The sequence below is a fragment of the Rhizobium sp. CNPSo 3670 genome, assembly GCF_057784555.1.
Window position 1 is genome coordinate 15,302 of sequence record NZ_JBXSOL010000004.1, and the last position, 25,807, is coordinate 41,108.

The following is a 25,807-nucleotide window of genomic DNA, read 5'->3' on the forward strand; positions in this document are numbered from 1 at the left end:
CCTGCGGCGGCCCGTGAGTCCATGGCTGCAACTTACGGCACTTCCTCGGTGATCACTTCGAAGCGGGAAAGCATCGCCGGGCCGAAAGCCGTCGACATCGCGACGTCGGTGGCATCTCGGCCTGTCGCCATCAGAATTCTGCCGATACGCGGGGTGTTGTGGCGGGCATCGACCGTATGCCAGTGCCCGCCGAGAAAGACCTCGAACCAGGCACTGAAATCCATTGGATTCGGATCGGCAGGAACGCCGATATCACCGAGATAACCGGTGCAGTATCTGGCAGGAATATTCATGCATCGACAGAGCGCGATGGCGAGATGGGCGAAGTCGCGGCAGACGCCGCTCTTATCGGTGAAGCCGCCATGCGCCGTTCTGAGAACGTCGGCCTTCTGATAATCGAAGGTGATGTGGTTATGCACGAAATCGCAGATCGCCTGCACGCGCGCCCAGCCGAGCGGCGTTGCTGAAAAGGTCGCCCAGGCGAAATCCGAAAGCCTGTCTGTGTCGCAGTAACGGCTGCCGAGCAGGAAGACGAGCACCTCGTCGGGCAGATCCTTGATTGCGTGCTGCACTGCCTGTACGGGAACGATGTCGGCTTGCCCCGTGTCATAGATCTCGAACTCGGTGGAAATCGTCGTCAGCCCCGGCGGAGCGACAATCCGGCTGCAGGCATTGCCGAAGCTGTCGGTATATTCCCACGCCTCGATCGGCCGGTCGAATGTCAGGACCTGCTCGCTTAGAAGATCGGCGCGACGGGAGGGATGAATGTTGAGGACCAGCAGCATCGGCGTCGGCTGTATGCATTTATAGCCCAGATGAAACCCGGCGCGTATCTTCATTGTGGCTTCCTCGTCCCTCCCGGCATGGGCGGAGGTGAGTATGGAACGTCGATCGCGCCGCCCGGTTCCCGCGATATGCCTCGCACCTTCCCGGGCAAAGCACTTTGGCCCAGGCAATTCACCATTGCCCCGCCACTGCATCATTACCCCTCGGCAACCCACGGCTGTCGCGTGGTCACGTTGACCTGCACCGTCATGTTCTCGAAATCTGAGCCCTGCCCATCGTAACTGCCGCTCAAAGGAACAGCCTGGCGCGGGTCGCGGGCAACGGCCACGCGAATAAGGTCGCGGTTGCCGACGATGCCGTTGGTTGGATCGAACTCGGCCCAGCCGGCCCCGGGAAGATAGACCTGGCACCATGCATGGGTGGAACCGCCGCCCAGCACGGTGGAGCCGTCCCGGTCGGGGACGTAGACATAGCCGGTGACGAAACGCGCCGCGAGGCCTAGCGAGCGTGCCGCCTCCATCATCAGAAGCGCGAAATCCCGGCAGGTGCCGGAGCGAAGGTGCAAGGTCTGCAGCGGCGTTTGCGTTCCATGTTCCTGGCGACGTGCATAGACAAAGCTTTCGCGAATGGCATAACACAGCGTCATCAGCAGGTGCCCGGTCTCCGTCGGGTGCCCCAGGCGCACGAACTGGCGCGCCCAGCGGCCGACCTCATCGCCCGAATCGGGATAATGGCGCTGCATCGCCGGCGCGAGATCGGCGATTTCGTCCTTGTCGTAGGAGAAAGGATAGGTCAGCGCCGCCTCGTCGATCCGAATGTCCGGGGCGAGCTGCGGCGTATGATCGAGTGTGATCCAGGTTTCGAAACGAAGCTCAACCGACGGCCGGGAAAAATCGACGAGCGCCACGCAATTGCCGAAAACATCGTGGATCCAGCGCACATGACTTTGCTCCGGATAGGTGGTCAGCGACGCCTCGATCAGCCGCTGGTCGAAACTGTCGCGCGGCCGGAACATCAGGCGATGCTCGCCGAAATCGACCTCCCGGCGGTAACGATAGGACGTGATGTGGCGGACGGAGAAAATCGTCATGGGCTGGCGCCGGCTGATTTGTTCACGTTGCTGCTCCTACAGCGCCGCGCGTCTTATCAGACGCCGCAAGCGCCCTGCTCCTTTCCCTGCTCATCCCGATTTCTTGTCATATAAGCAGGATCGAAAGATTGCTATTGTACCTTCACCGATCGACGGCAGAGCCGTCCAACCTGAGAGGATAACATGCATATCATCTGGGACGTTCTGACGCTTCTGCTGACCATCGGTTCGCTCTATGGCGGTCGCGAATACCGGATTATTCGCGCCCGTGCCCGCGCTCAGAATTGGGGCAACTTCTGACCCGATCCTGACGCGCTGCCGGAACGGTCGCGGCTACGTCGAATGACGTACGGCGGCCCCTTAAGGAAATGCTGTATCAGTCGGGACGGTTTTGGTCCGTCCATTCTCTCTGTTATGCTAAGCCCGCCTCACCCCAGGCGGGCTTTTTTCATGCAAGATTTGCTGCGTGTCGCCGGCAGCCGCCATTACTTCTTGGCACCGGCCGAAAGCACCCGATGGGTCGCATTATCCATTGCGTGGCTCGCCTCCTGTCCATCCTTCTTCAGTCCGTATGCGGTATTGCCGCAGCCGGCGAGCGTAAGCAGGCAGAGGCAGCAGGCGATAGCGATTGCAGCTTTTGGCATCGAGGTTTTCCCTGATTGAACGAACCCCCGGAAAAATGACGCAGTCCGAGCCAAAATCAATCCGCCGGCGGCCGGACATAACTCAGCACCTGCGCCGAATTGATGCATCCGACGGCTCCCTGTTCCGTCGAGAAACGGATTACTTCAGCCAAAACTCTCCGAAACGTAGAATTGCCGGGCGGGAATCGAAGGCACATACCATTTATCCGTGTCTTTCAGAATGATATCCGCGAACAACGTGCGGGATCACGCTTGGAATTTATCATTTTACTTAAATATCTCACTTAACCAATTGTTAGTAATAACCTTGCGTAGCACGCACTTCGGCTTATGCTTTACTCAAAACGGGAGAGGAGAGAATGTTTAGCAAAAGCCTGATCATGCCTTTCGGCTTCGCAATTCTTGCGCTAAGCGGCCTAATGTTCCAACTCGTCGTGTACCTGCTGGAAACCCCGGTCACCGTGCTGCATCCCTAAGTTCCTCCAGGAGTGGAACTTTCCGTTGTTTCATGCATTCTTGCGAGTTGTTTCACCAGGAGGGATCACTATGGAAAACGCAGGCGTGGGTTGGATTGCGGCCATCATCATCGGCGGCATTGCCGGATGGTTGGCAGAAAAGGTCATGAGCAGCAATATGGGCGTGCTCATGAATATATTGCTCGGCATCGTCGGCGCGATCGTCGCCAACTGGATCTTGGGTCTGTTGCACATCCAGCCGTTGGCGGGGTGGCTTGGTTACCTGATCACCGGCTTCATCGGTGCCTGCATTCTGATCTTCATCGGCCGCGCCATCCGCCGCTGATTGCATAACTGGCAGACATGACTAAAAGCCGGGCGCGCCTTGCGTCCGGCTTTTCTGTCCCGAAGTCCGTGTTCAGCGGCGGCTCAGCAGGCCGAAAAGATAGGCTACGCCTGCCGTTACCGCGAGCGCCATGATCGGTTCTTCGCGAACCTTGTCGCGCAGCCGTTCCGTCATCAGCGAAGCTTCGTCCGTAACCACCGACTTTGCCCCCTGCCCCAGCGCCCGCACACTGTCCGTCAATCTGGAGAGATCTTCACGGAGTGCCGTAACCTGTGCCGACAGATCGTCTGCTGCGATATCCGCCTTGACGCGCGCAGCGGTGGATTCGGCGGAAGCGGTTTTCAATTCTGCCATGGTCTGCTCCTGTTTCATGGGATGCCGCTTCAACGAAATGGCGGCCTGAAAGGTTCCGCCGGCAGCCGATCTTTTGTTCGCCATCAACGCCTTGCGTCGCGCTTGCGGCCATGCGCAGCTTTTCGCGTGACAACCCTTCATTTCCTGTCGGCTTTGTTTTAAGGAACGTCGAATGTCTGCCCGTGCGCGGGTCAATAATACTGCGAGGTTTGCTTTTCCATGTTCCATCTTCTGAGAAGAGCTGCTCAGACCTGGGTTGCCAAGCTGCTCCTGCTTCTCCTGGTGGCCTCCTTCGGCATCTGGGGCATATCGCGCGAGCTGATATCTGGCGGCAGCAGCACCACTGTCGTGACCGTCGGCGATCAGAAGGTGGGGGTGAACGAATTCCACCTTGCCTATCAGCGTCAGGTGGCAAGCATCGGCCAGCAGTTCGGCATGCGCCTCACGCCCGAGCAGGCCCGCGCCTTCGGAGTCGAGCAGCAGGTGCTGTCACAGCTCGTTGCGGGCGCCTCGCTCGACCAGCTCGCCGAAGATATGAACCTCGGCCTGTCCGAGGATCGTCTCGCCCAGCTGATTGCCGACGATCCGGCCTTCAAGGCTGTCAACGGCCAGTTCGATCGCGAGCTGTTCGTTTCGCGCCTGCGCAATGCCGGCATTCGCCAGGACGATTACATCAGGGAGCGCAGCAAGGTCGCCGTCCGCAGCCAGATCGTCGATGCCGTTTCCAACGGCTTTACCGCGCCGAAGACGCTGATCGACGCACTGAAGCTTTATGGCGATGAAAGCCGCAGCATAGACTACCTTTTGCTGACCAACGCCAATATCGAGCCGATCAAGGCGCCCGCCGACGACGTGCTGGCGAGCTGGTTCGAAGGCGTCAAGCAACGCTACCGCGCACCGGAATACCGCAAGCTCATCTATCTCAAGCTGCAGCCGGCCGATATCGCCGATGCCGCAACCGTTACCGACGACCAGATCCGCGAAGCTTTCGAGAAGGGTAAGGACAGTTATCGCACGCCGGAAAGCCGGACGATCGAACAGCTGACCTTCACCAGCAAGGATCTCGCCACCGCCGCCGAAACGGCGCTGAAGGGCGGCACCAGCTTCGATCAGCTGGTCACCGACCAGGGCAAGACGGCAAGCGACGTGCTGCTCGGCGAGTTCACCAAGGACAAGGTTCCCGACCAGGCCGTCGCCGATGCCGCTTTTGCGGTGTCGAAGGATGGCGGCACGACGCCTGTCGTCGATGGCTCGTTCGGCCCGGTCATCCTGCGCATCACCAACATCAAGCCGGAAACGGTCAAGAACTTCGACGAGGTGAAGGAAGACATCCGCAAGCAGCTGGCGCTTTCCAACGCTTCTCAGGAAGTGATCAATGTTCATGACCGTATCGAGGATATGCGCGCCGGCGGCGCGACGCTCGAAGATATCGCCGGTCAGCTGAAGCTCAAGGCGGTGACCGTCGACGCCGTCGATGCGACCGGTGCCGACAAGGACGGCAAAGAGGTCAAGGATCTTCCCGCCAAGCAGCAGCTGCTCGGCGAAGCCTTCAAGACCGACGTCGGCGTCGATGCCTCGCCGCTTCCGATCGGCAATGACGGCTATGTCTGGTTCAACGTCCGCGAAATCACGCCGGACCGGGACCGCCCGATTGCCGAGGTGCGCGAGAAAGCCGTCGAGGACTGGACAGCAGAGCAGCAGAAGGCCGAACTCGCCAAGAAAGCCGATGAATTGAAGGCCCAGGCGCAAAAGGGCACCGCCCTTGCGGACATTGCAGCGCCGCTCGGCATTGCCGTCGAAAGCAAGAGCGGTATCACGCGCTCCACCGATGATCCGGTTCTCGGACGCGCCGCTGTCAAGGCCGCTTTCTCCGGCCCTGTCGATACGGTTGCGAGCGCGGTCGGCGCCGATCCCTCGACGCAGATCCTGATGAAGGTCACCGAGGTCAACAGCCAGCCGACCGGCGACGTGCTGAACAACCGCGACGCCCAGCTCACCGCCATGGCAAATGCCGCCGGCGATGATATTCTCGACCAGATGGTCAACCTGCTGCAGACACAGTATGGGGCTTCGATCAACCAGACGCTCGCCGAACAGGCGGCGGTCCGCTAGGAGGTTTTATGACCGATCTGAAGCCGTTCCTGGCCAAGGCCGCAAGCCGCGAGCCGCTGACGCGTGACGAGGCCCGTGCCGCCTTCGAGATCCTGATGTCTGGCCAGGCGACGCCCTCGCAGATCGGCGGCTTCCTGATGGCGCTGCGCGTGCGTGGCGAAACCGTCGACGAGATCGTCGGCGCCGTCAACACCATGCGGTCGAAAATGCTGACCGTCGAAGCGCCGGCCGATGCCATCGACATCGTCGGCACCGGCGGCGATGCCAGCGGCACCTATAATATCTCGACGCTGGCTGCACTGATCGTCGCCGGTGCCGGTGTGCCCGTCGCCAAGCACGGCAACCGGGCACTGAGCTCGAAATCGGGCGCAGCAGACAATCTGGCAGCTCTCGGCGTCAACATCGATGTTGGTCCCGAGATCATCACGCGCTGCATCGCGGATGCCGGGGTCGGCTTCATGTTCGCCCAGCTGCATCATTCCGCCATGCGCCACGTCGGCCCCTCGCGTGTCGAACTTGGCACGCGCACAATCTTCAACCTGCTCGGGCCGCTTTCCAACCCAGCCGGCGTCCGCCGCCAGCTCCTTGGCGTCTTCTCGCCGCAATGGCTAGTGCCGCTTGCGGAAGTCATGCGCGATCTCGGTTCCGAATGCGTCTGGGTGGTGCATGGCGATGGCCTCGACGAAATCACCACGACCGGCGTCACCAAGGTGGCGGCGCTCGAAGGCGGCAAGATCCGTACCTTCGAGCTGTCGCCCGCCGATTTCGGGGTCAGCCCCTGCATGCTCGCCGATATCAAGGGCGGTGATGGCGTCGCCAATGCCGCAGCGCTTCGCGAAGTGCTCGGCGGCGCCAGGAATGCCTATCGCGATGTCTCGCTCGCCAATGCCGCCGCTTCGCTCGTCATCGCGGGCAAAGCCGAGACGATCCGCGACGGCATGGCGCTGGCCGCGCATTCGCTTGATAGCGGCGCCACGGCGCTCGCCCTCGACAAACTCATCGCAGTTTCCAACGATATCGATTAGGATTGGCCGATGACCGATATCCTGAAAAAGATCGAACTCTACAAGCGCGAGGAAATAGCCGCCGCCAAAGCTACGGTGTCGCTCGCCGATTTGAAGGCGATGCAGGCCGATCAGTCAGCGCCTCGCGGATTTCATCGGGCGCTCCTTGCCAAGCGTGAGGCTGGCCAGTTCGGTCTCATTGCCGAGATCAAGAAGGCAAGCCCATCCAAGGGCCTAATCCGCCCGGACTTCGATCCGCCGGCGCTGGCAAAAGCCTATGAAGCCGGCGGCGCCGCCTGCCTTTCCGTGCTGACCGACATGCCGAGCTTTCAGGGCGCACCGGAATTTTTGACGGCGGCCCGTGCTGCCTGCGCGCTGCCCGCCCTGCGCAAGGATTTCATGTTCGAGACCTATCAGGTCCACGAGGCGCGCGCCTGGGGGGCCGATTGCATTCTGCTGATCATGGCGTCGCTGAGCGATGACGATGCAGAGCGTCTGCAGGACGAAGCTTCTTCGCTCGGCATGGACGTGCTGGTCGAGGTTCACGACGCGCCGGAAATGGAGCGGGCGCTGAAGCTCTCTTCGCCGCTTATCGGCATCAACAACCGCAACCTGCGGACCTTCGAAGTCAGCCTGACGGTCAGCGAGACGCTTGCCTCCATGGTCCCCGGTGATCGGCTCCTCGTCGGAGAAAGCGGCATCTTCACCCATGCCGATTGCCAGCGCCTGCAGGCCGTCGACATCAATACCTTCCTTGTCGGCGAGAGCCTGATGCGCAAGGACGACGTGGCGGCGGCCACCCGCGCGCTGCTCTTCGGCGAAGCCGCCATCGCGGCCGAATGATATGAGCGGCGAAAAGCCCGGTCTGACCCATATCGATGCCTCCGGCGAGGCGCATATGGTCGATGTCTCCGACAAGGCCGAGACGGTGCGCATCGCCACCGCCGAGGGTCATGTGAAGATGGCGCCGGAAACTCTTGCGCTCATCCGTCAGGGCAATGCCAAGAAGGGTGATGTCATCGGCACGGCGCGCCTTGCAGGCATCATGGCGGCGAAACGCACCGCCGATCTCATCCCGCTCTGCCATCCGCTGATGCTGACCAAGGTCACGGTCGAAATCGAGGAAGATGCCGCCCTGCCCGGCCTGCGCGTCACCGCCACCGCCAAGCTGACCGGCAAGACCGGTGTTGAGATGGAGGCGCTGACCGCCGTCTCGGTCGCTTGTCTGACGATCTATGACATGGCCAAGGCCGCCGACAAGGCCATGGAGATCGGCGCCATCAGGCTGCTCGAAAAGTCCGGCGGCAAATCAGGCGATTTCCGTCATCCGGAGGCAAGATGAACCTTCTGCCGGTCGCCGACGCCTTGGACCGCCTGCTCTCCCGCGCCAGGCCCGTCGCTGCGTCGGAGGCGCTGCCGCTGGCCGAGGCTGAAGGCCGCGTTCTGGCGGTTGATCTTACCGCGCGCCTGACCCAGCCACCCTTCAATGCCTCGGCCATGGATGGCTATGCGCTGCGCCGCGAGGACGCACCGGAGCCGGGTGCTGAACTGAAGGTCATCGGCACGTCGGCCGCCGGCCACGGCTTCGACGGAAGCGTCGGCCAGGGAGAGGCCGTGCGTATCTTCACCGGCGCGCCTGTTCCGCCGGGCGCCGACAGCGTCCTGCTGCAGGAGGATGCGGAGAAGATCGACGGCGGCATCAGAACCAGGTTCCCGGTGCGGCTAGGCCAGCATGTGCGCCCCCGCGGTCAGGATTTCGCCGAAGGCGAAGCGGTGCTGCCTGCCGGCACCGTGCTCGATTTCTCCCGACTGACGGTCGCGGCCGGCATGAACCGGCCCGATGTCGAGGTTCTCAAGCGCCCGCTGATTGCCATCCTGGCAACCGGCGACGAATTGCTGCCGCCCGGAAGCACTCCCGGACCTTCGCAGATCATCGCCTCCAATACCTTCGGTATCGCAGCTCTGGCCCGGAAAGCCGGCGCCGATGTACTCGATCTCGGCATCGTGCCCGACGACAAGGCAAAAATCACCGCAGCGGTCGATAAGGCCCGGGATGCCAAGGCCGATGTCATCGTCACGCTCGGCGGCGCGTCGGTTGGCGATCATGATCTGGTGCAGGCCACACTGATGGAAGCCGGGATGCAGCTCAATTTCTGGCGCATCGCCATGCGCCCCGGCAAACCGCTGATGGTCGGCAGCTTCGGCGAAACCCATGTGCTCGGCCTGCCCGGCAATCCGGTTTCAAGCCTCGTCTGTTCGCTGCTGTTCCTCGAGCCACTGATTCGCAAGCTCGCCTCCCTGCCGCCGGTACGGCGTGAGACGACGGTGGAGGCTGCCGTCACACTGCGCGCCAATGATCACCGGCAGGACTATATCAGAGCGAAACTTACGAAGTCCGTTTCCGGAAACTGGCTCGCCGAGCCCTTCGGCAAGCAGGATTCCTCGATGATGAAGGTGTTCGCGCAAGCCGACTGTCTCATTATCCGTCCGCCGCACGCGCCGGAACTCCCGGCCGGAGCACACTGCCCTGTCATGCTGCTGCGGCCGGATCTTCTCGTATAGTCTCGCCTCTTCCCGATCAGGAGAGCGAAAAAACGCCCGCTTGCACCGCGCTACTGCTGGCAATCGCGCCGAAGTCCGCAACCGCCTGTGTCGAGATTCGCCTGAGTTCTCGATCCGGCAAATAGGCTCGCTCGGGATCGCCGACCAGCACCTCTATGCCGCTTGCCCGGCAAAGCCGCAAAAAGGCCAATACACGCAGGGCAAGCGAGGGATCATAGAAAAGATCGCCGACCACGATCAGATCAGTCGCTTCCGGTGGCGGCGCATCGAGGATATCGGCGGCGACCGCCGAGATGGTCACGCCGTTGATGGCTGCGTTGAGACCGATTGCTGCAATCGCATTGGCATCGACATCGACCGCCATCACCATCGCTGCTCCAGCCTTCGCCGCCGCGATGGCCACCAGCCCGGAGCCGGCACCGAGATCGAGGACGCGGCGGCCGGCGACCTTTTCCGGGCAGTCGAGCAGATGGCGGGCAAGCACGACGCCGCCGGCCCAGGGATAGGCCCAGTACGGCGGCGTATCGGCCTCTCCGCGGTCGGCGAGCCGCCAGAGGCCGCTCGCAGGCCCGGCCGAGTGGAGCAGGATCTCGGGGATAGACGGGACCGCTGCTATCGGCAGATTGGCCTTGATGAAGGCGGCCGGATCGACACGAGATATGCCGGAGTGTTTCATCGTCATCTGATCCTGCCGGTCAAGAATCCTGCTTGATAGAAATCAGCCCGGCTTTTTCTTCGAGAATTTGCCTTTCGCTCCGCCCTTGCCTTCATATTTGCCGCCCTCGAATTTGGGCTTGTCATATCTAGGCTTGTCGGATTTCGCGCCATCGTAGCCGATCTTGCCGGCCTTTTTGTTCCAAGGCTTGGCGTCGCGCCGTTCTCCGCCGCCATTGTCGGCTGCCGCATAGCCGCCGCTCGAACCCATGCCGAACTTTTTCTTCGGCCGCTCGTCGCGGGACTCCTCGCCCGGCCGTTCATCTCGCGATGCCTTGCCGGCATAGGGCTTCGCAGCAGCCGCGCGGCTGAGGTCAGGTGTGCCGGAAAGCCTTGTGACACGGATGCCGCGTTCGAGCGCCTTGTTCGGTCCGATGGCGTTCAGGAAGCTCTCGGCGCTCGCTGCCGCAATCTCCACATAGGTTTCCTCGGGCTGCATCTTGATCGCGCCGATCTCGCGTTTTGTGACGTTGCCGTTGCGGCAGAGCATCGGGATCAGCCAGCGCGGCTCGGCATTCTGCTTGCGCCCGACCGAGACCGAGAACCAGACGCTCGCGCCGAAATCTTCGCGCGGTCCCTTTTGCGCCGGCTCGAAGGGGGCGGCATTGTCACGGCGCCTACGGCTGCGATCGTCTTGAACGGTAACCTCGATCAGATCTTCCGGCGCCGAATGATTGGTGCGGTAAAGGCGCAGGAAAGCGGCGGCGAGCTTTTCGGCGCCATGGCTGGAAAGCAGTTGCTGCACCAGTCCCCGCTCTTCCTCCTGCGGCGCGTCGTGGAAGATCGGATCGGCGAGCAGCCGCTCGTCGTCGCGTTCGCTCACCTCCTCGGCCGACGGCGGCCGCGCCCAGGCAGCGGAAATGCCGGCATTCTCGAGCAGGCGCTCGGCCTTGCGCCGGGCATTCAGCGGCACGATCATGGCGCTGATGCCCTTGCGACCGGCGCGACCGGTGCGGCCGCTGCGATGCAGCAGCGCTTCCGGATTGGTCGGCAGGTCGGCATGGATGACGAGGTCGAGACCCGGCAGGTCAATGCCGCGGGCGGCGACGTCGGTTGCGATGCAGACGCGGGCGCGCCCGTCTCGCATCGCCTGCAGCGCGTGGCTGCGCTCGTTCTGCGTCAGCTCGCCGGACAGCGCTACCACGGAAAAATTGCGGTTATTGAAGCGCGCGGTCAGATGATTGACGGCGGCGCGCGTCGAACAGAACACGATGGCGTTGGTCGCCTCGTAATAGCGCAACACGTTGATGATCGCGTTCTCGCGGTCGCTCGGGGCCACGACAAGCGCCCGATATTCGATATCGATATGCTGCTTCTGCTCGGCCGCGGTGCTGATCCGCACGGCATCGCGCTGGTAGCTCTTGGCGAGCTTGGCGATCGCCGCCGGCACCGTTGCCGAAAACATCAGCGTGCGGCGCTCGTCCGGCGCCGAGTCGAGAATGAATTCCAGATCCTCGCGGAAGCCGAGATCGAGCATCTCGTCGGCCTCGTCGAGCACAGCGGCCTTCAGCTCCGACATGTCGAGTGCATGGCGGCGGATATGATCGCAGAGCCGGCCGGGTGTGCCGACGACGATATGGGCGCCGCGCTCGAGCGACCGGCGCTCGCTGCGGATGTCCATGCCGCCGACGCAGCTTGATATCACCGCGCCGGTCATTTCATAAAGCCATTCGAGTTCGCGCTTCACCTGCAGGGCAAGCTCCCGCGTCGGCGCGATGACCAGCGCAAGCGGGGCGCCGGCAGCACCGAAGCGCTCGCTACCGTCGAGAAGCGTCGGCGCCAGCGCCAATCCGAAGGCGACGGTCTTGCCGGAGCCGGTCTGGGCCGAGACGAGTGCGTCCGAAGCGGCAAGCGCCGGATCGAGCATCGCCTGCTGTACCGGGGTGAGTTCGGCGTAACCGCGTTTCTGCAACGCCTTGGCGATCGCCGGAACGACGCCGTTGAATTCTGTCATGAGTTCGATCTTTCGGAGCTTTCAGGCGCGAAATGCGCCATGGCCGGAGCCAGCCGGCGGGATATTTGCGCCGTTCCTAGCCGCTCCCGCAGCGATTGTCAAAGCGTGCGGCTGCGCCACAGCCAGGCATCAATATGGCTTGCCCTGCCGCGCAGTTCGGTTTCCAGCGGCCCTTCGATCCGGCCTGATTTGAGGAGCACGCTGTCCGGGCCTGCGGCGCCGACGATTTCGGCGCTGAGTGCCAGCTCGACGCCATGGCGGGCAGCGACCTCCATCAGGCGGCTCCCGACGTTCACCGTATCGCCCGCCGCCGTGATCTGCTGCCTGTCGCCGGTGCCGAGCCGCGAGGCGACGATCGGCCCGCAATGGGCGCCAACCTTGAAACCGATTTTCTTCCCGGCAAAGCCCCCCTGCGTTCGAAGCCAGGCGCGGGTGCGCTCGCAGAGCCGCACCGCGCAGGCGATGGCCCGGGCGGCATCGTCGTCGGCGACTTCCGGCAGGCCAAACAGGATCATCGCCCCGTCGCCCATGAAGCTGGTAATGGCGCCGCCGTGGCCCCGTGCCTCCTCATCGATGATTTCGAAGAAACCACTCAGCATCTCGCTCACCTTGACCGGCCCGAGGGTTTCGCTGAGGCCGGTGAAGCCAGAGAGATCGATGAAGACGACGGCCGCGTTCTGGCGCACCGGGGCGGCGAGGAAGTTCGGATGGCGCGCCAGCCATTCTCCAAGACCGGGCGCCTCGATGCGCTGCAGCAGCGCGCTCTGCTCGGCGAAATGGCGAGCGCGGCCGCGGTCGAGCCAGAGCTCGGCTGCGCCGAAGATCAGCACTGGCGGCAACGCTGCGGCGATCGGCAGGGCGGCACTTAGCCAATAGCCATGCGCAAACGCCGCCAGATTAAGCATTGCCCAGACGACCAGCACCAACACTATGATGGCATAGCCCGCAGCACTTCGCCGCCAGGCGGTCAGCGAAACCAGCATGATCGCCAGCCCGACGGCGATGGCGGCATCGATCAGCCTGATCCTGTGGTTGCGCACCATGCCGTCGCCAGTGACGAGATGGGTGATCGCGGTGGACATCACCTCTACGCCCGGCATCACGGGATCGAAGGGCGTCGGGAAGACGTCGCCGCCGCCGGTGACAGTCGAGCCGATGACGACGATGCGGCCGTTGACCGCGTCCGCCGCCAGCTTGCCATCAAGCGCGTCGGCGGCGCTTGACGTGGCGATGCTGCCGCGCCGGCCATAGAAGGTCACCGGTAGGCGCTGGCCAATATCCGTGGGAATGCGCAATGCTCCGAGCGTGATCGCATCGCGTTCGATGCTGGGATCGACACCGAGCGCCACCGAGGCGGTTCGCAGCGGAAAAGCCGGATCCAACCGGTCTGCGGCGCGCGAGATCAGTGGAATGAAACGAGGCGTGCCGGTCTGGTCGGTGGCGACATTGACGACACCGACCGCGGCCGCGCTGGCAAAGCGCGGAAGCGGCAAGAGAAGCTGATCTGCTTCAGGGATGGCGGCAAGCGGATCGTCCGCCAAGTCGGTAACCCGCTGCCGGCTCTGCGCAAAGGTGGCCGCCGCCGCAATCACGCTCGGTCCCTCTCCAAGGGCAGCGGTCAGTGCTGCATCGCCCTCCTCCGGTCCCGGATCAACGAGGAGGATGTCGAGAGCCAGAGCCTTCGGCTTCAAAGCGTTGATTGCATTGACCAGACGCGCCAGTGTCGCCCGGTCCAGGGGATAGCCGTGGGCCGCCGCCGTACGGTCATCGATTGCGACGATCGAGACGACGGGAGGCGGCGCCTTCGCTCCGACGACGATGCTGCGAATGTCGGCGAGCGAGGCCTCCATCCGGTCGAGAAAGCCTATCCCGCCATTGAGATTGAGATAGCCGAGCGCCGCCCCCCAAAGACCGGCGAGCAGCAGCGCGATCACGGTCAGCAAGCGGTGACTCATGGCATTTATTGGCCGAGGCGGGCAAGAAGGGCGGCGACGCGGGGCGCGGGCCAGCGGCGCACGACCAGCGGTTCGGTTCCGCTGCTAACATCGACGCCCTCGCCCGGTGACAGCACCACCGGCTCGCCGGCAGGCCGGCGGACGCCCACGCTGCCTCTGACGACAAGGACCGAGGTCTTGTCGCCCGCGACGTCGACAGCCCATTGTGTGCCTCGCACGGCAGCGATCGCCTGCGGTGTCACCACCTGGAAACCACCCGCATGCTGGCTGCCGTCGACATCGACGAGGATCGCTTTGCGCCGTAGCGACGCCGAATCGGGACTGCCGTCGCGATTGCGGTCGGAGAGTTGGAAAGACGCGCCGGCCTCCGCCGTCACCTTGACGCCACCAGGGCAACTGAGCGTCTGGCGGGCGCCGCCATCGCGCGAGATCGCGCAGCCCGCAGATTGCGCGAGTACCGCGCCCTGCGGAATGAGGCCGGCAGCGAGCCCGGCGGCAAACAGCTTGAGAACCGTTATATTCATGGAAAGCCCCCGTGACCGGGCGGAACTGCATCTGCGAAAGCGCCCGCCAACCGTCTTCTTCCATACGAGGCATGATAGCCGAATTCGGATATTTCAATAGGCGAAAAAAGCGAACCCCGCATCCTCAAGTGCTGCTCTTCATATCGGGCGCCGGTCCGGTATAACGTGCCCGTGGCCGGATCAATTCGCCGCTTTCGATCTGCTCCATCGCATGCGCGAGCCAGCCGGTGCAGCGTGCAAGCGAAAAAATGACGATCGGCGCCTCTCTCGGCAGATCGAAGGCGGCGGACATCGCGGCAAGAGCGAAATCGACATTGACCTTTTCCCCGATGATCTCCTCGCCCCTATCCCTGACCTCGGCGAACTCAGGTGGCAGTGAAAATTGCGAAAGCAGCGCCAACGCTCTGATATCTCCGTCCGGATAAAGCGGATGACCGAAGGCTGATAAGCGATTGCCCTGGGCAAGGGTGCGGCGGATTGCCTGCGCCGGACCGAGGGCGCAGGCTGCCTCGATCAATGCATCAACGCTCTGCCAGGCGGCGCCGTGCAGCGGTCCCGTCAGCGTCGCCAAGCCGGAAATTACGGCGGCCGATAGCGCCGCACCCGATGAGGCCGTGACTCGTGCAGCAAAGGCCGAGGCGTTGAGTTCATGATCGGCAAGCAGCACCAACGCGCGACGCAGGCATTCGCCGGCCTCCGGCCGCTGCCAGCTTGCCGCAAGTCTGAGATGCAGCGGCCGGTCCGAAGCGCCTGGTGCCAACGCATCTGCGATCGTGGCGAGAATTCCTTGCGCCTCACGCCGGAGTGCCGCCGGCGAGCGGCCAAGCGACGGCAGGTCCGATGTCACCCGCCCGGCAAGCGCCAGGAACGCGGCCTGAAGCGATGGAGAGCCATGCGTGGTCGCGGTCGAGGAGGCAGGCGTCTCCGCTCCATTCCACAGCAATGCCGCGGTCTGCTCCAGCGTCGCCGTCTCGGCGAAACCGGCCACATCCTTCCCACGATAGAAAAGGCGTCCGCCCGTCACGGTGGAGATTGCCGAGGAAAGTACTGGATCGCCCCAGCGGATCGTCTCGGCCGCCACTATTTCGGCCTTGCGGCGGCCGGCATGGCGATCTGCAAGCCGCCGCACGTCGGCAGCGTGATAGAGGCTGCGGCGCGGATCGGCGGGATCGGGCTTGGCGCGGATGCGCCCTCGGCTGACATTGGCGTAGAGCGTCTGCGGTTTGGTCTTCAGCGCCTGCAGCGCCTCGTGGGTGGTCAACCACGGCATCACAGCCTCACATTGATCAATTGCGTCAAGATTGACGTCAATAAGACTAGGTCGGATCATTCGAGCCGTAAAGGAGAACCCACATGAAAAACGGCCTGGAAGATGTTATTGCCGCCGAAACGCAGCTGTCGGATGTCGATGGCGAAGCGGGTCGACTGATCATCCGCGGCGTATCGCTGGATCATCTGGTCGCAGGCGGCACCTATGAGCGCGTCGCTGCACTGCTGCTCGACGGCTTGATGGAGCGAAGCTTCGATGAGGCGCTCTTACGCGACTGGCTGGCACAGGCACGAACGAAGGTTTTCGCCCATATCAAAGCCGCCGACGCCGCCTTGATCGCCTTGCCGCCGGTCGATGCGATGCGGGCACTGTTAGCCCGGCTCTCCGATGGCGAGGATTTCGACGTCGCGCTCAGCCTTCTGGCAGCGCCGGCGGTCTTCCTGCCGGCGGTTCTCAGGCTGCAGCGCGGGCAAAAACCGATCGCGCCCGACGCCTCGCTGCCACAAGCGGCCGATATCCTGCGCATGCTGATCGGACGATTGCCGACCAGGGAGCAGACGGCGGCACTCGACGCCTATCTCGTGACGATATCAGACCATGGGCTCAACGCCTCGACCTTCGCATCGCGGGTCATCGCCTCGACGCAGGCTGGCCTCACCTCTTCGGTTCTGGCGGCGTTGAGCGCGCTGAAGGGGCCGCTGCATGGCGGCGCGCCCGGTCCCGTCCTCGATATGCTGGATGCGGTGGGAACGCCGGATAATGCCGGCACATGGCTCGCCGATGCACTCGATCGCGGCGAAAGGCTGATGGGCTTCGGCCACCGCATCTACCGCGTCCGCGATCCCCGCGCGGATGCGCTGAAAGGCGCGCTAACGCCTTTGATCTCGTCAGGCCAGGTCGACAGCGCCCGCGTCGAACTCGCCGAGGCGGTGGAAGCCGCCGCATTGGCGATCCTGAAAGCGCGCAAGCCCAACCGGCGGCTCGAGGTCAATGTCGAATTCTATACCGCGCTGCTGCTCGAAGCGCTGGGCTTCCCGCGCCAGGCCTTCACCGGCGTCTTTGCGATCGGCCGCACTGTGGGGTGGCTGGCGCATGCTCGCGAACAGGCGCTCGACGGCCGGCTGATCCGCCCGCGTTCGGTCTATATCGGGCCGCTGCCGACCGCTGCCTGAAAATAGAATGGCTGATTGACGAGATCGCGCGATAGCCGCGCGATCTGGCGCCGCAGTCGTCAGACGAGACGGCTCTGCTCGGTTGCTGCTTCGATGAAGCTTGCAAACAGCGGATGCGGATCGAGCGGCCGGCTCTTCAGTTCGGGATGGTATTGCACGCCGATGAACCAGGGATGATCGGGATATTCGATCGTCTCCGGCAGCACGCCATCCGGCGACATGCCGGAGAAGACGAGGCCGCAGCTCTCGAGCCGGTCCTTGTAGTCGATATTGACCTCGTACCGGTGGCGATGACGCTCGGAAATATCCGTCGAGCCGTAGATCTCCGAGATCTTCGTGCCCTTCTTCAGCGCCGCCTTGTAGGCGCCGAGGCGCATGGTGCCGCCGAGATCGCCGGCCGCCGTGCGCTTCTGCAGCTCGTTGCCCTTGACCCACTCTGTCATCAGGCCGACCACCGGCTCCTTCGCCGGGCCAAACTCGGTCGACGACGCGTCCGGCACATCAGCGAGATTGCGCGCCGCCTCGATGACGGCCATCTGCATACCGAAGCAGATGCCGAAATAAGGCACCTTGCGCTCGCGGGCGAAGCGCGCCGCATGGATCTTGCCCTCGGAGCCGCGCTCGCCGAAGCCACCGGGCACCAGGATCCCATGCACCTTTTCGAGATAAGGTGCGGGATCTTCTTTTTCGAAGACCTCCGACTCGATCCATTCGAGCTTGACCTTGACCCGATTGGCGATGCCGCCGTGATGCAGCGCCTCGATCAGCGACTTATAGGCGTCCTTCAGACCGGTATATTTGCCGACGATCGCGATCGTCACCTCGCCTTCCGGCGTACGGATGCGGTTGCAGACCTCTTCCCACTGGTCGAGGCGCGGCTTCGGCGCCGGCTCGATGCCGAAAGCCGCGAGCACTTCGTCGTCGAGGCCTTCCTTGTGGTAGGCCATCGGCACGTCGTAGATGTTGGCCACATCGAGCGCCTGGATGACGGCCGACGGACGCACGTTGCAGAACAGCGACAGCTTGCGGCGCTCGGCTTCCGGAATTTCGCGGTCGGCGCGCACCAGCAGGATATCTGGGTGAATGCCAAGCGCCTGCAGCTCCTTCACCGAATGCTGGGTCGGCTTGGTCTTGAGCTCGCCGGCGGCCGGAATGTAAGGCATCAGCGTCAGATGCACGTAGACGGCGGTGCCGCGCGGCAGGTCGTTGCCGAGCTGGCGGATTGCCTCCATGAAGGGCATCGCCTCGATGTCGCCGACCGTGCCGCCGATCTCGCAGATGACGAAGTCGTAATCTTTATTGCCCTCGGTGACGAAATCCTTGATCTCGTTGGTGACGTGCGGAATGACCTGCACCGTCGCGCCGAGATAGTCGCCGCGCCGTTCCTTGTCGATGATGTTCTTGTAGATGCGGCCGGTGGTGATGTTGTCCGTCTTGGTCGCCGAACGGCCCGTGAAGCGCTCGTAGTGGCCAAGATCGAGATCGGTTTCCGCGCCGTCGTCGGTGACGAAGACCTCGCCGTGCTGGGTCGGGCTCATCGTGCCCGGGTCCACGTTCAGATAGGGGTCGAGCTTACGAAGCCGTACCCGATATCCACGGGCCTGCAGCAACGCTCCGAGAGCCGCGGCCGCAATTCCTTTTCCGAGAGAGGAAACCACGCCGCCAGTGATGAATACGTATCGCGCCATGGGATTCACCGGATACCTTTTCAAAAACGATTCCACCAGCCCAAAAATTCTTTTCCAGAATTTTCGGAGCCTGACCGGGAATCTGCACAAAAGAAAACCGGCAGACCCGAGGGCCTGCCGGCGGTTTATGTCGAAGCCCGGTTTACTGTCCCGTCGGGACGCCGGAGGGCTGAGCCGGTGCCGGCGCGGCCGGGGCTGCCGGCGCAGTCGTCGATGGGGCAGTTGCTGCCGGAGCAGTCGTCGAAGGCGCGGTGGCTGCCGGAGCCTCTGCTGCGGGAGCTTGCGCGGCCGGAGCCTGTTGTGCGGGCGCAGCCGCACCGCTGCTCGGAACGCCGTTGCCGGCCGGCTGGTTCGCCGGGGGCTGTGTGTCGCCGCCGAGCGAATCGAGAATGCCGTTGCCCTGGCCGCTCGTCGCGGGGATGCGGTTGAGGATGTCGCTCGGACGGCCCTCGTAGCGCGTCAATATGCCGAGACCGAGCGAGGTGAGGAAGAACAGGGTCGCCAGGATCGCGGTTGTGCGGGTCAGCGCATTGGCCGTGCCGCGGGCCGACATGAAGCCCGAACCGCCGCCGATGCCGAGGCCGCCGCCTTCCGAGCGCTGGATGAGCACGACGCCGACGAGGGCGAGCACGATCATGAGATGGATGACAATCAATACTGTCTGCATGGGTCCAGTCCTGCCCGCCTGGAGACGGACATAAGTAAGAATTCTGGCGGCTCTTTACATGAGGCTCTCGCCTATTCCAAGCCCTTCTGCCGGAATAAACCGAGCTATGAACAACGCGTCAGGCGAGCAGCGCCTCATAAGCCCGGTAGATGGCGAGGAAGTCGGCGGCTTTCAAGCTCGCTCCACCGATCAGCGCGCCGTCGACGTTGGCGATGCCCAGCAGTTCTCCGGCATTGGCGGGTTTAACCGAGCCGCCATAGAGAAGCCGCATCTTGCGGCCTTCATCGCCGAAGCGAGAGACGAGCTCCGCACGCATGAAGGCATGCGCCTTTTCGACATCGCCTGATGTCGGCGTGACCCCGGTGCCGATCGCCCAGATCGGCTCGTAGGCGATGACTGTGTTCTCGGCGGTTGCGGCATCGGGAACCGAGGCGGAAAGCTGGCGCTTGATGACGTCGAGCTCCTGCCCGGCCCGGCGCTCGGCCGCCGTCTCGCCGATGCAGATGATCGCTGTGAGCGCGGCGGCGAAAGCCGCTTCCGCCTTGGCGCGCACCAGATGGTCCGTCTCTGCATGGTCGGTGCGACGTTCGGAATGGCCGACGATCACATAGGTGCCGAAGCTATCGGCGATCATCTCGGCCGAGATGTCGCCGGTATGCGCGCCCGACGGCTTCTGGTGGCAGTCCTGCGCGCCGATCGCAAGCGGGCTGTCGGTGCAGAGCGCGGTTGCCACGTAGAGCAGCGTCGTCGGCGGGCAGATCAGCGCCTCGACCTTGTCGGCGAGCGGCGGGCGAACGCCCTCGGCGATCGCCTTGATCTGATCGAGCGAGGCACGCGTGCCGTTCATTTTCCAGTTTCCCGCCACCAGCGGGCGCACGTCAGGTGTCATGCCGGCCTTCCACAAACTTCATATCCCCGGCCGCATTATCAAAAGCTTGCGGTAAAGAAAAGCATCATGCCCCTGACGTAACGGGAATCTCCGCGATCTCGAGCATATTTCTGCCGGAAAACGCCCGTTAAGCCGCAAGGATCCAGTTCAAGGCCCTGCGCCAGTCGATCATCCGGATCGGCGTTCCGTGATTGCCGGTCTGAAATAGCGTGAAGTGCGTCGGATATTTCGCCTTTCGCAGGCTCTCGAACAGCGCCTGCTGGTCGGCGGCGGCATAGACCGGGTCGCGGCTGCCATGCGCGAACCAGAGCGGTAGTTTCGCCTTGTAAAACGCGCTCCTGGTGAAATCGGGATCGGTGACACCGCTCATGACGAGCATGCCCTTCAGCCGCTTGACGCTGTCGCCGTCACGCGCAATGCCCCAGCAAATCTGGCTGCCCATCGAGGCGCAGGAAAGGACGATGGGCCGGCCCGGTGATTGCGCGCTGGCATAACGGATCAGGCCTTCGATCGCGGCAACGCCGTTGCTGTCGAAACTCCTGACTGTCGGCGAATAATAGACGCCGCCATTACCGGCGACGAGGTTCTTCAGCCGGTTGAAATTGCCGCCGAAGCTGTAATCATTGGCCCCGAGCCGGCGGTCGCCATCGCGTCCGTGGATGAAAATCACCGTGAAGGCAGCATTCTGGGCCGGTCCCACCCTGGTGACATCGAGCCTGACGCCGTCGAGTGAGAGGGTTTCGTCCGCCTGGGCCTTGCGGATGGCGAGAGACACATATTTCTGCTGCGCCCGCTTCTCCGGGATCTGGTCGCGGTCGTTGATATCGCGCATCTCGTCGTAGTCGATAACCTCGGAGGCGCCACCGTCGCTCGTCTGGAGCACAGTCTGCTTCGAAAACAGATCGTCCTTGAAAGGCGGCAGGGTGTCGGCCGCCCGCGCCGGTCCGCCGGCGGAAAGAACGGCTGCTGACAAGAAAAAGGCCGCAATTGCTGATATAACGGTGTAATCACTTGTGGACATTCGCATGCGGATGGTTTCCTGAAGCCTGCCGCCGCTTGCCATTCCGCGCCCGGCAACGCAAATCATGTGTCAAAACCCCGCCAATCCGGCGGTGTCGCGTCTCGCGGCGCTTTCTGGCAGAATCTGCCTGATTCGCAAACGTGACATGAAATGCGGTGATTTTGGGTCGGCGGCGGATGCAAGTGCCAAGCCAGACCCAAGACAGGACGAAGATCTGAACGGCTCCATGGACGACAGCAACGACCTTTTTTCCGGACTGCCTCTTTCTGAAAAACGCGAGGAGGCGCAGAAGCCTGCGGCCGCGCCCGAGCGTGCGCCGGCGGCTGCACAGCCCGTCTCTCCCCGTCCCGCCTCCGTCGCCTCCAACGCGGATGATTACGGCGCCTCGTCGATCCGCGTTCTCGAGGGCCTCGAGCCAGTGCGCATGCGCCCGGGCATGTATATCGGCGGCACCGACGAAAAGGCGCTGCATCACCTCTTCGCCGAAGTTATCGACAATGCGATGGACGAAGCGGTCGCCGGACACGCCAATTTCATCGAAGTGCATCTCGATTTGCAGGGTTATCTGACCGTCACCGACAACGGCCGCGGTATTCCGGTCGAGAACCATCCGCAGGTCCCTGGCAAGTCGACGCTCGAAGTCATCATGACCAAACTGCATGCCGGCGGCAAATTCGACGGCAAGGCCTACGAGACCTCGGGCGGCCTGCACGGCGTCGGCGTCTCGGTCGTCAATGCCCTCTCCGACTTCCTCGAAGTCGAGGTGGCGCGCAACCGCAAGCTCTACCGCCAGCGCTTTTCCCGCGGCCTGCCGCAAGGCGGGCTCGAAGAACTGGGCGACGTCCACAATCGCCGCGGCACGCGCGTGCGCTTCCATCCCGACCCCCAGATCTTTGGGGAGCACATGAAGTTCGAAGCCGCCCGCGTCTTTCGCATGGCGCGCTCCAAGGCCTACCTCTTCGGCGGCGTCGAGATCCGCTGGAGCTGCGAGCCTGGCGTACTGCCCGAAGGGTCGGAGGTGCCCGACAAGGCGACATTCCATTTCCCCGGCGGTCTCAAGGACTATCTCCAGGCGACGATGGGAAAGGAATTCACCGTCACCCGCGAAATCTTCGCCGGCAAGACCGAGAAGGCCAGCGGCCACGGTTCGATGGAATGGGCGATCACCTGGTATGGAGGCGATCCGCAGGTGCATTCCTACTGCAACACCATCCCCACGCCTGAAGGGGGCACGCATGAGGCAGGCCTGCGCATCGCACTGACCAAGGGCCTGAAGGCCTATGCCGAGCTGACGCAGAACAAGCGCGCTGCCCAGATCACCACCGACGACGTGATGATCTCGGCCGTCGGCATGCTGTCGGTCTTCATCCGAGAGCCGGAATTCGTCGGCCAGACCAAGGACAAGCTTGCGACGGTCGAGGCCCAGCGCATCGTCGAGAACGCGCTGCGCGATCCCTTCGACCACTATCTTGCCGACAATCCGAACGAGGCGGCCAAGCTGCTCGACTGGGTGATCGAGCGCGCCGAGGAGCGCCTACGCCGACGCAAGGAAAAGGAAGTCAACCGCAAGACGGCGGTGCGCAAGCTGCGCCTGCCCGGCAAGCTCGCCGATTGCTCTCAGAATACCGCAGAGGGCGCCGAACTCTTCATCGTCGAGGGCGATTCGGCGGGCGGTTCGGCCAAGCAGGCGCGCAACCGCGCCAATCAGGCGATCCTTCCGCTGCGCGGCAAGATCCTCAACGTCGCCAGCGCCGGCCGCGAGAAGTTCGGCGCCAACCAGCAGCTCGCCGATCTCATTCAGGCGCTTGGCTGCGGCACGCGCTCGAAATACCGGCAGGAAGATCTGCGCTACGAGCGCATCATCGTCATGACCGATGCGGATGTCGACGGCGCTCACATTGCCTCGCTGCTCATCACCTTCTTTTATCAGGAAATGCCGGAATTGGTGCGTGGCGGTCATCTCTTCCTCGCCGTGCCGCCGCTCTACAAGATCACGCAAGGAGCGAAATCCGCCTATGCGCGCGACGATAATCATCGCGCCGAGCTGATGCAGACGGAATTCAAGGGCAAGGCCAAAGTGGAGATCAGCCGTTTCAAAGGTCTCGGCGAAATGATGCCCGCCCAGCTCAAGGAAACCACCATGGACCCGGCCAAGCGCACCCTGCTCCGGGTGCTGATCGACGAGGTGGACTTCGAAGGCACCCGCAGCGCCGTCGACGATCTGATGGGCACCAAGCCGGAAGCCCGCTTCCGCTTCATCCAGGAGCGCGCGGCTTTCGCCGAAAACCTCGATATTTAAACACGTGTAAGGCGCGCCGAGCGATCTGACTGATACGCCCGGCGCGCCGCATTTTAGCATCAGCGATTTCACGGAACTGACGAAGAACCGTAACAACTCCGTCAAAGAACCGGCGCATGAAGCGGACGGCGCGCGACCTTTCCAGGAAATGGTGGGTGCGTCGGTTCGAATCGTTTTCAACCTTGCCGGATCTTGCCATGACGAAGCGATTTGCCGCGACTTCCGTTTTCGTTCTCCTGTCCAGCACCGCAACGGTCGGCGCCACCTACGAAGTGCCTGCCCCGCGAGAGCCAGGTTCTCGATCTGACGCCAATCGGTCTCGTCCCGGACAACAGCGGGGCGATGTCGCTCGGCAAGGCCCGGGACGGTACCGACGTTCTCATCCTCAGCTCCGACAATAATTTCTCGACAAGCCAGAAGTCGCAATTCTACGCCTTCAAGGTTCTCCGCCGGTCGCAACAGTAAGATACGGTTTCGAATGGTCGAACTGCGACGCTTTGTATGGGCTTTCACCGTGCGCACCTTGAAACCGCCGGGTTCATGGCCCATAACCAGAGTACAACAATAAGAAGAGGCGCGCGTGGGTGTGTTCGACCGTCAGAAAACCAATCATGAGCCGCGATGGCTGGGGCCATCGGCGCCGACGCGCACGCCGCTGATTCCCTCCATCTCTGCGGCGCGCTGGCTGCTAGTACTGGTCGTCGCCGCTGGAGTCTATTTCTTCTATGGTTTTCTCGTGCCGGTGCTTGCTGCCCTGGTCATCGGCTTTGCCAGCTGGCCGCTCTATCGCAAGCTGCTTGCCCGCGTTGGCGGGAATACGACGGTCGCCGCCACCATCGCCATCCTCATGATCCTTACCTTCCTGGTCATCCCGATCGGGCTCGCGGTCACCTATACGACGGGCGAAGTGCGCACCTGGCTCGCGTGGGCGATCCACGCCAACCGCGCCGGCGCCTCGACACCGGATTGGATCGTCGCCTTGCCGTTTGCCGGCCCCTATCTCGATGATCTCTGGACCAAATATGTCGGCAGTCCCGGCGCGCTCGGCGAACTCATTCAGGCGATCAGCGGCGCTCATATCGGCAACATCTATCGCGCCGTGCTGGCAGCTGGCGGCGGCGCTTTCCATCTTCTCCTGACGTTGCTCTTCATGCTGATCGCGCTGTTCTTCGTCTATCGCGACGGCTTCTCCTTCTCCAAGCAGATCGACATGCTGGGCGAGCGCATCCTGCCGAACCGTTGGGAACGCATTTCCCGCGTCGTCCCGGCAACGATCAGCTCCACCGTCATGGGCATGACGCTGATTGCGATCGGCGAAGGCATTGTGCTCGGTGTGGCTTATTGGATCGCCGGCGTGCCGTCGCCGGTAACGCTCGGCGTGCTCACGGGGGTGATGGCGCTGATACCCGGCGGTGCGCCGCTCTCCTTCACGCTCGTCTCCATCTATCTCCTGGCGAGCGGCTCGCATGTCGCCGGCATCGGCCTCTTCGTCTGGGGCACTGTCGAGCTCTTCATCGTCGACAAGACGCTGCGACCGAAGCTCGTCGGCGGGCCGATCAAGCTGCCCTTCCTACCGACCTTTTTCGGCCTTATCGGCGGCGTCAAGACGATGGGTTTTCTCGGCCTCTTCATCGGTCCGGTGCTGATGGCGCTGATCGTCGCCATCTGGCGCGAATGGATCCACGAGGCCCGCAACGCCGAGAGCAGCGAAAGGGTGCCGCAGATCGTCATCGACGAACAGGCGCCGCCGGCGAAACCGATCCCACGCGTCGCCGAAGGCTGAACCTGCCTTCGCAAGCTGCTATCCCAGCCGCTTTTCCATGAACAGGCTGAGTGGATCCGGAAGATAGGTGCCGAAAGCCTTTATCTCCCGGTATCCGTATTTGCGGTAGAGGGCGATCGCCTCCGGCTGGTGGATGCCGGTCTCGAGCCGGATCGCCGTCAGCCGCTTTTCCCCCGCGATCGCCTCCAGCGCATTCATCAATCCGCTCGCGATCTTCAATCCCCTCGCCTGCGGGTCAACGAACATGCGCTTGATCTCCGCCGTGCCGTCGCCGGCCTCGACCAGCGCGCAGCATCCGACGATTGCCCCCTCATTGCGGGCGACGAAGAAGCTTACCGAAGGTTTCTCCAGCAAGGAGAGGTCGACCATGTGGTTGCTCTCCGCGGGATAGAGCGACGCTGCATAGGCGTCGGAAAGATCGAGAAGGCGGATGACGCCGTCCTGACGCGGCGGCTCCTGGGCGATAGTGACGGACATGATGGTTTCCAATGTTTGCGGTAGGCGCAAATTTTGCGACA

Annotated in this window: 23 protein-coding genes and 1 pseudogene; 10 read left to right on the forward strand and 14 right to left on the reverse strand. The window is 63.1% G+C overall.

The genetic code is table 11. The annotated features are described in order from the left end of the window. Positions 1 to 32 precede the first annotated feature (32 nt). The 3 genes from AC13QO_RS04770 to AC13QO_RS04780 all read right to left on the reverse strand — a co-directional run bounded on the left by AC13QO_RS04770 (position 33) and on the right by AC13QO_RS04780 (position 2,520). On the reverse strand, positions 33 to 839 hold the full coding sequence (locus AC13QO_RS04770; RefSeq protein WP_097599348.1) for a transglutaminase-like domain-containing protein: 807 nt from the start codon (positions 837 to 839) through the stop codon (positions 33 to 35). A gap of 143 nt (positions 840 to 982) precedes the next feature. Beyond that, on the reverse strand, positions 983 to 1,876 hold the full coding sequence (locus tag AC13QO_RS04775) for a transglutaminase family protein (protein WP_097599347.1): 894 nt from the start codon (positions 1,874 to 1,876) through the stop codon (positions 983 to 985). A 485-nt stretch (positions 1,877 to 2,361) separates the two neighbouring features. Next, complete coding sequence (locus AC13QO_RS04780; RefSeq protein ID WP_085778213.1) at positions 2,362 to 2,520, reverse strand: entericidin; 159 nt, start codon at positions 2,518 to 2,520, stop codon at positions 2,362 to 2,364. A 546-nt stretch (positions 2,521 to 3,066) separates the two neighbouring features. Between AC13QO_RS04780 and AC13QO_RS04785 the strand changes: the two genes are divergently transcribed. After that, on the forward strand, positions 3,067 to 3,321 hold the full coding sequence (locus tag AC13QO_RS04785) for a GlsB/YeaQ/YmgE family stress response membrane protein (protein WP_064802691.1): 255 nt from the start codon (positions 3,067 to 3,069) through the stop codon (positions 3,319 to 3,321). Between the two features lie 72 nt (positions 3,322 to 3,393). On the opposite strand, the gene AC13QO_RS04790 is transcribed toward AC13QO_RS04785, so the two are convergent. After that, entirely contained in the window at positions 3,394 to 3,675 is a 282-nt protein-coding gene (locus AC13QO_RS04790; RefSeq protein ID WP_085780070.1) for a hypothetical protein, read from the reverse strand. A 219-nt stretch (positions 3,676 to 3,894) separates the two neighbouring features. Here AC13QO_RS04790 and AC13QO_RS04795 point away from each other — a divergent pair, with 219 nt between their 5' ends. The 5 genes from AC13QO_RS04795 to AC13QO_RS04815 are packed head-to-tail and all read left to right on the forward strand — an operon-like array spanning position 3,895 to position 9,353. After that, positions 3,895 to 5,787 (forward strand): peptidylprolyl isomerase, encoded by a 1,893-nt coding sequence (locus tag AC13QO_RS04795; protein ID WP_221128323.1) that lies wholly within the window; start codon positions 3,895 to 3,897, stop codon positions 5,785 to 5,787. 8 nt (positions 5,788 to 5,795) lie between these two features. Continuing rightward, positions 5,796 to 6,812 (forward strand): anthranilate phosphoribosyltransferase, encoded by a 1,017-nt coding sequence (trpD, locus tag AC13QO_RS04800; protein WP_085778215.1) that lies wholly within the window; start codon positions 5,796 to 5,798, stop codon positions 6,810 to 6,812. Between the two features lie 9 nt (positions 6,813 to 6,821). Next, the gene (gene trpC, locus AC13QO_RS04805) at positions 6,822 to 7,634 is read left to right on the forward strand and encodes an indole-3-glycerol phosphate synthase TrpC (protein ID WP_488540021.1); all 813 of its coding nucleotides are present in this window, start codon (positions 6,822 to 6,824) and stop codon (positions 7,632 to 7,634) included. A 1-nt stretch (position 7,635) separates the two neighbouring features. After that, positions 7,636 to 8,133, forward strand: coding sequence for a cyclic pyranopterin monophosphate synthase MoaC (moaC, locus tag AC13QO_RS04810; RefSeq protein ID WP_488540022.1), 498 nt, complete (start codon positions 7,636 to 7,638; stop codon positions 8,131 to 8,133). Then, complete coding sequence (locus AC13QO_RS04815) at positions 8,130 to 9,353, forward strand: molybdopterin molybdotransferase MoeA (protein ID WP_488540023.1); 1,224 nt, start codon at positions 8,130 to 8,132, stop codon at positions 9,351 to 9,353. The genes moaC and AC13QO_RS04815 overlap by 4 nt, the downstream gene beginning before the upstream one ends. Before the next feature lie 16 nt (positions 9,354 to 9,369). Here the strand turns inward: AC13QO_RS04815 and AC13QO_RS04820 are convergent, their stop codons facing one another. The 5 genes from AC13QO_RS04820 to AC13QO_RS04840 all read right to left on the reverse strand — a co-directional run bounded on the left by AC13QO_RS04820 (position 9,370) and on the right by AC13QO_RS04840 (position 15,770). After that, positions 9,370 to 10,029, reverse strand: a complete 660-nt coding sequence (locus AC13QO_RS04820) for a class I SAM-dependent methyltransferase (protein ID WP_488540178.1) — start codon at positions 10,027 to 10,029, stop codon at positions 9,370 to 9,372. 42 nt (positions 10,030 to 10,071) lie between these two features. Further along, on the reverse strand, positions 10,072 to 12,021 hold the full coding sequence (locus tag AC13QO_RS04825) for a DEAD/DEAH box helicase (protein ID WP_488540024.1): 1,950 nt from the start codon (positions 12,019 to 12,021) through the stop codon (positions 10,072 to 10,074). Positions 12,022 to 12,119: 98 nt separating this feature from the next. Continuing rightward, positions 12,120 to 13,976 carry a CHASE2 domain-containing protein gene (locus tag AC13QO_RS04830; protein WP_488540025.1) on the reverse strand — a complete coding sequence of 619 codons (1,857 nt, stop codon included), beginning with the start codon at positions 13,974 to 13,976 and terminating at the stop codon, positions 12,120 to 12,122. A gap of 5 nt (positions 13,977 to 13,981) precedes the next feature. Then, complete coding sequence (locus AC13QO_RS04835) at positions 13,982 to 14,500, reverse strand: FecR domain-containing protein (RefSeq protein ID WP_285193691.1); 519 nt, start codon at positions 14,498 to 14,500, stop codon at positions 13,982 to 13,984. 124 nt (positions 14,501 to 14,624) lie between these two features. Further along, entirely contained in the window at positions 14,625 to 15,770 is a 1,146-nt protein-coding gene (locus tag AC13QO_RS04840; RefSeq protein ID WP_488540026.1) for a citrate synthase, read from the reverse strand. An 83-nt stretch (positions 15,771 to 15,853) separates the two neighbouring features. Here AC13QO_RS04840 and AC13QO_RS04845 point away from each other — a divergent pair, with 83 nt between their 5' ends. Further along, positions 15,854 to 16,942: a citrate synthase/methylcitrate synthase gene (locus tag AC13QO_RS04845; protein ID WP_285193693.1), complete on the forward strand. Its 1,089-nt coding sequence runs from the start codon at positions 15,854 to 15,856 to the stop codon at positions 16,940 to 16,942. A gap of 59 nt (positions 16,943 to 17,001) precedes the next feature. On the opposite strand, the gene pyrG is transcribed toward AC13QO_RS04845, so the two are convergent. The 4 genes from pyrG to AC13QO_RS04865 all read right to left on the reverse strand — a co-directional run bounded on the left by pyrG (position 17,002) and on the right by AC13QO_RS04865 (position 21,213). After that, complete coding sequence (pyrG, locus tag AC13QO_RS04850; protein ID WP_004673124.1) at positions 17,002 to 18,630, reverse strand: CTP synthase; 1,629 nt, start codon at positions 18,628 to 18,630, stop codon at positions 17,002 to 17,004. A gap of 142 nt (positions 18,631 to 18,772) precedes the next feature. Continuing rightward, positions 18,773 to 19,297 carry a preprotein translocase subunit SecG gene (gene secG / locus AC13QO_RS04855; RefSeq protein WP_488540027.1) on the reverse strand — a complete coding sequence of 175 codons (525 nt, stop codon included), beginning with the start codon at positions 19,295 to 19,297 and terminating at the stop codon, positions 18,773 to 18,775. A gap of 118 nt (positions 19,298 to 19,415) precedes the next feature. Continuing rightward, positions 19,416 to 20,186: a triose-phosphate isomerase gene (tpiA, locus tag AC13QO_RS04860; RefSeq protein WP_097599334.1), complete on the reverse strand. Its 771-nt coding sequence runs from the start codon at positions 20,184 to 20,186 to the stop codon at positions 19,416 to 19,418. A 127-nt stretch (positions 20,187 to 20,313) separates the two neighbouring features. Continuing rightward, entirely contained in the window at positions 20,314 to 21,213 is a 900-nt protein-coding gene (locus AC13QO_RS04865; protein WP_488540028.1) for an alpha/beta hydrolase, read from the reverse strand. Positions 21,214 to 21,433: 220 nt separating this feature from the next. On the opposite strand from AC13QO_RS04865, the gene parE reads away from it, so the two are divergent. The 3 genes and pseudogenes from parE to AC13QO_RS04880 all read left to right on the forward strand — a co-directional run bounded on the left by parE (position 21,434) and on the right by AC13QO_RS04880 (position 25,289). Further along, on the forward strand, positions 21,434 to 23,506 hold the full coding sequence (parE, locus tag AC13QO_RS04870; RefSeq protein ID WP_085780072.1) for a DNA topoisomerase IV subunit B: 2,073 nt from the start codon (positions 21,434 to 21,436) through the stop codon (positions 23,504 to 23,506). Between the two features lie 282 nt (positions 23,507 to 23,788). Further along, a pseudogene (locus AC13QO_RS04875) lies at positions 23,789 to 23,971 on the forward strand (esterase-like activity of phytase family protein); the annotation flags it as partial. 115 nt (positions 23,972 to 24,086) lie between these two features. Next, on the forward strand, positions 24,087 to 25,289 hold the full coding sequence (locus AC13QO_RS04880) for an AI-2E family transporter (RefSeq protein WP_097599332.1): 1,203 nt from the start codon (positions 24,087 to 24,089) through the stop codon (positions 25,287 to 25,289). An 18-nt stretch (positions 25,290 to 25,307) separates the two neighbouring features. Here AC13QO_RS04880 and AC13QO_RS04885 read toward each other — a convergent pair whose 3' ends face one another. After that, positions 25,308 to 25,766, reverse strand: coding sequence for a GNAT family N-acetyltransferase (locus AC13QO_RS04885; protein WP_285193697.1), 459 nt, complete (start codon positions 25,764 to 25,766; stop codon positions 25,308 to 25,310). Between the last annotated feature and the right edge of the window lie 41 nt (positions 25,767 to 25,807).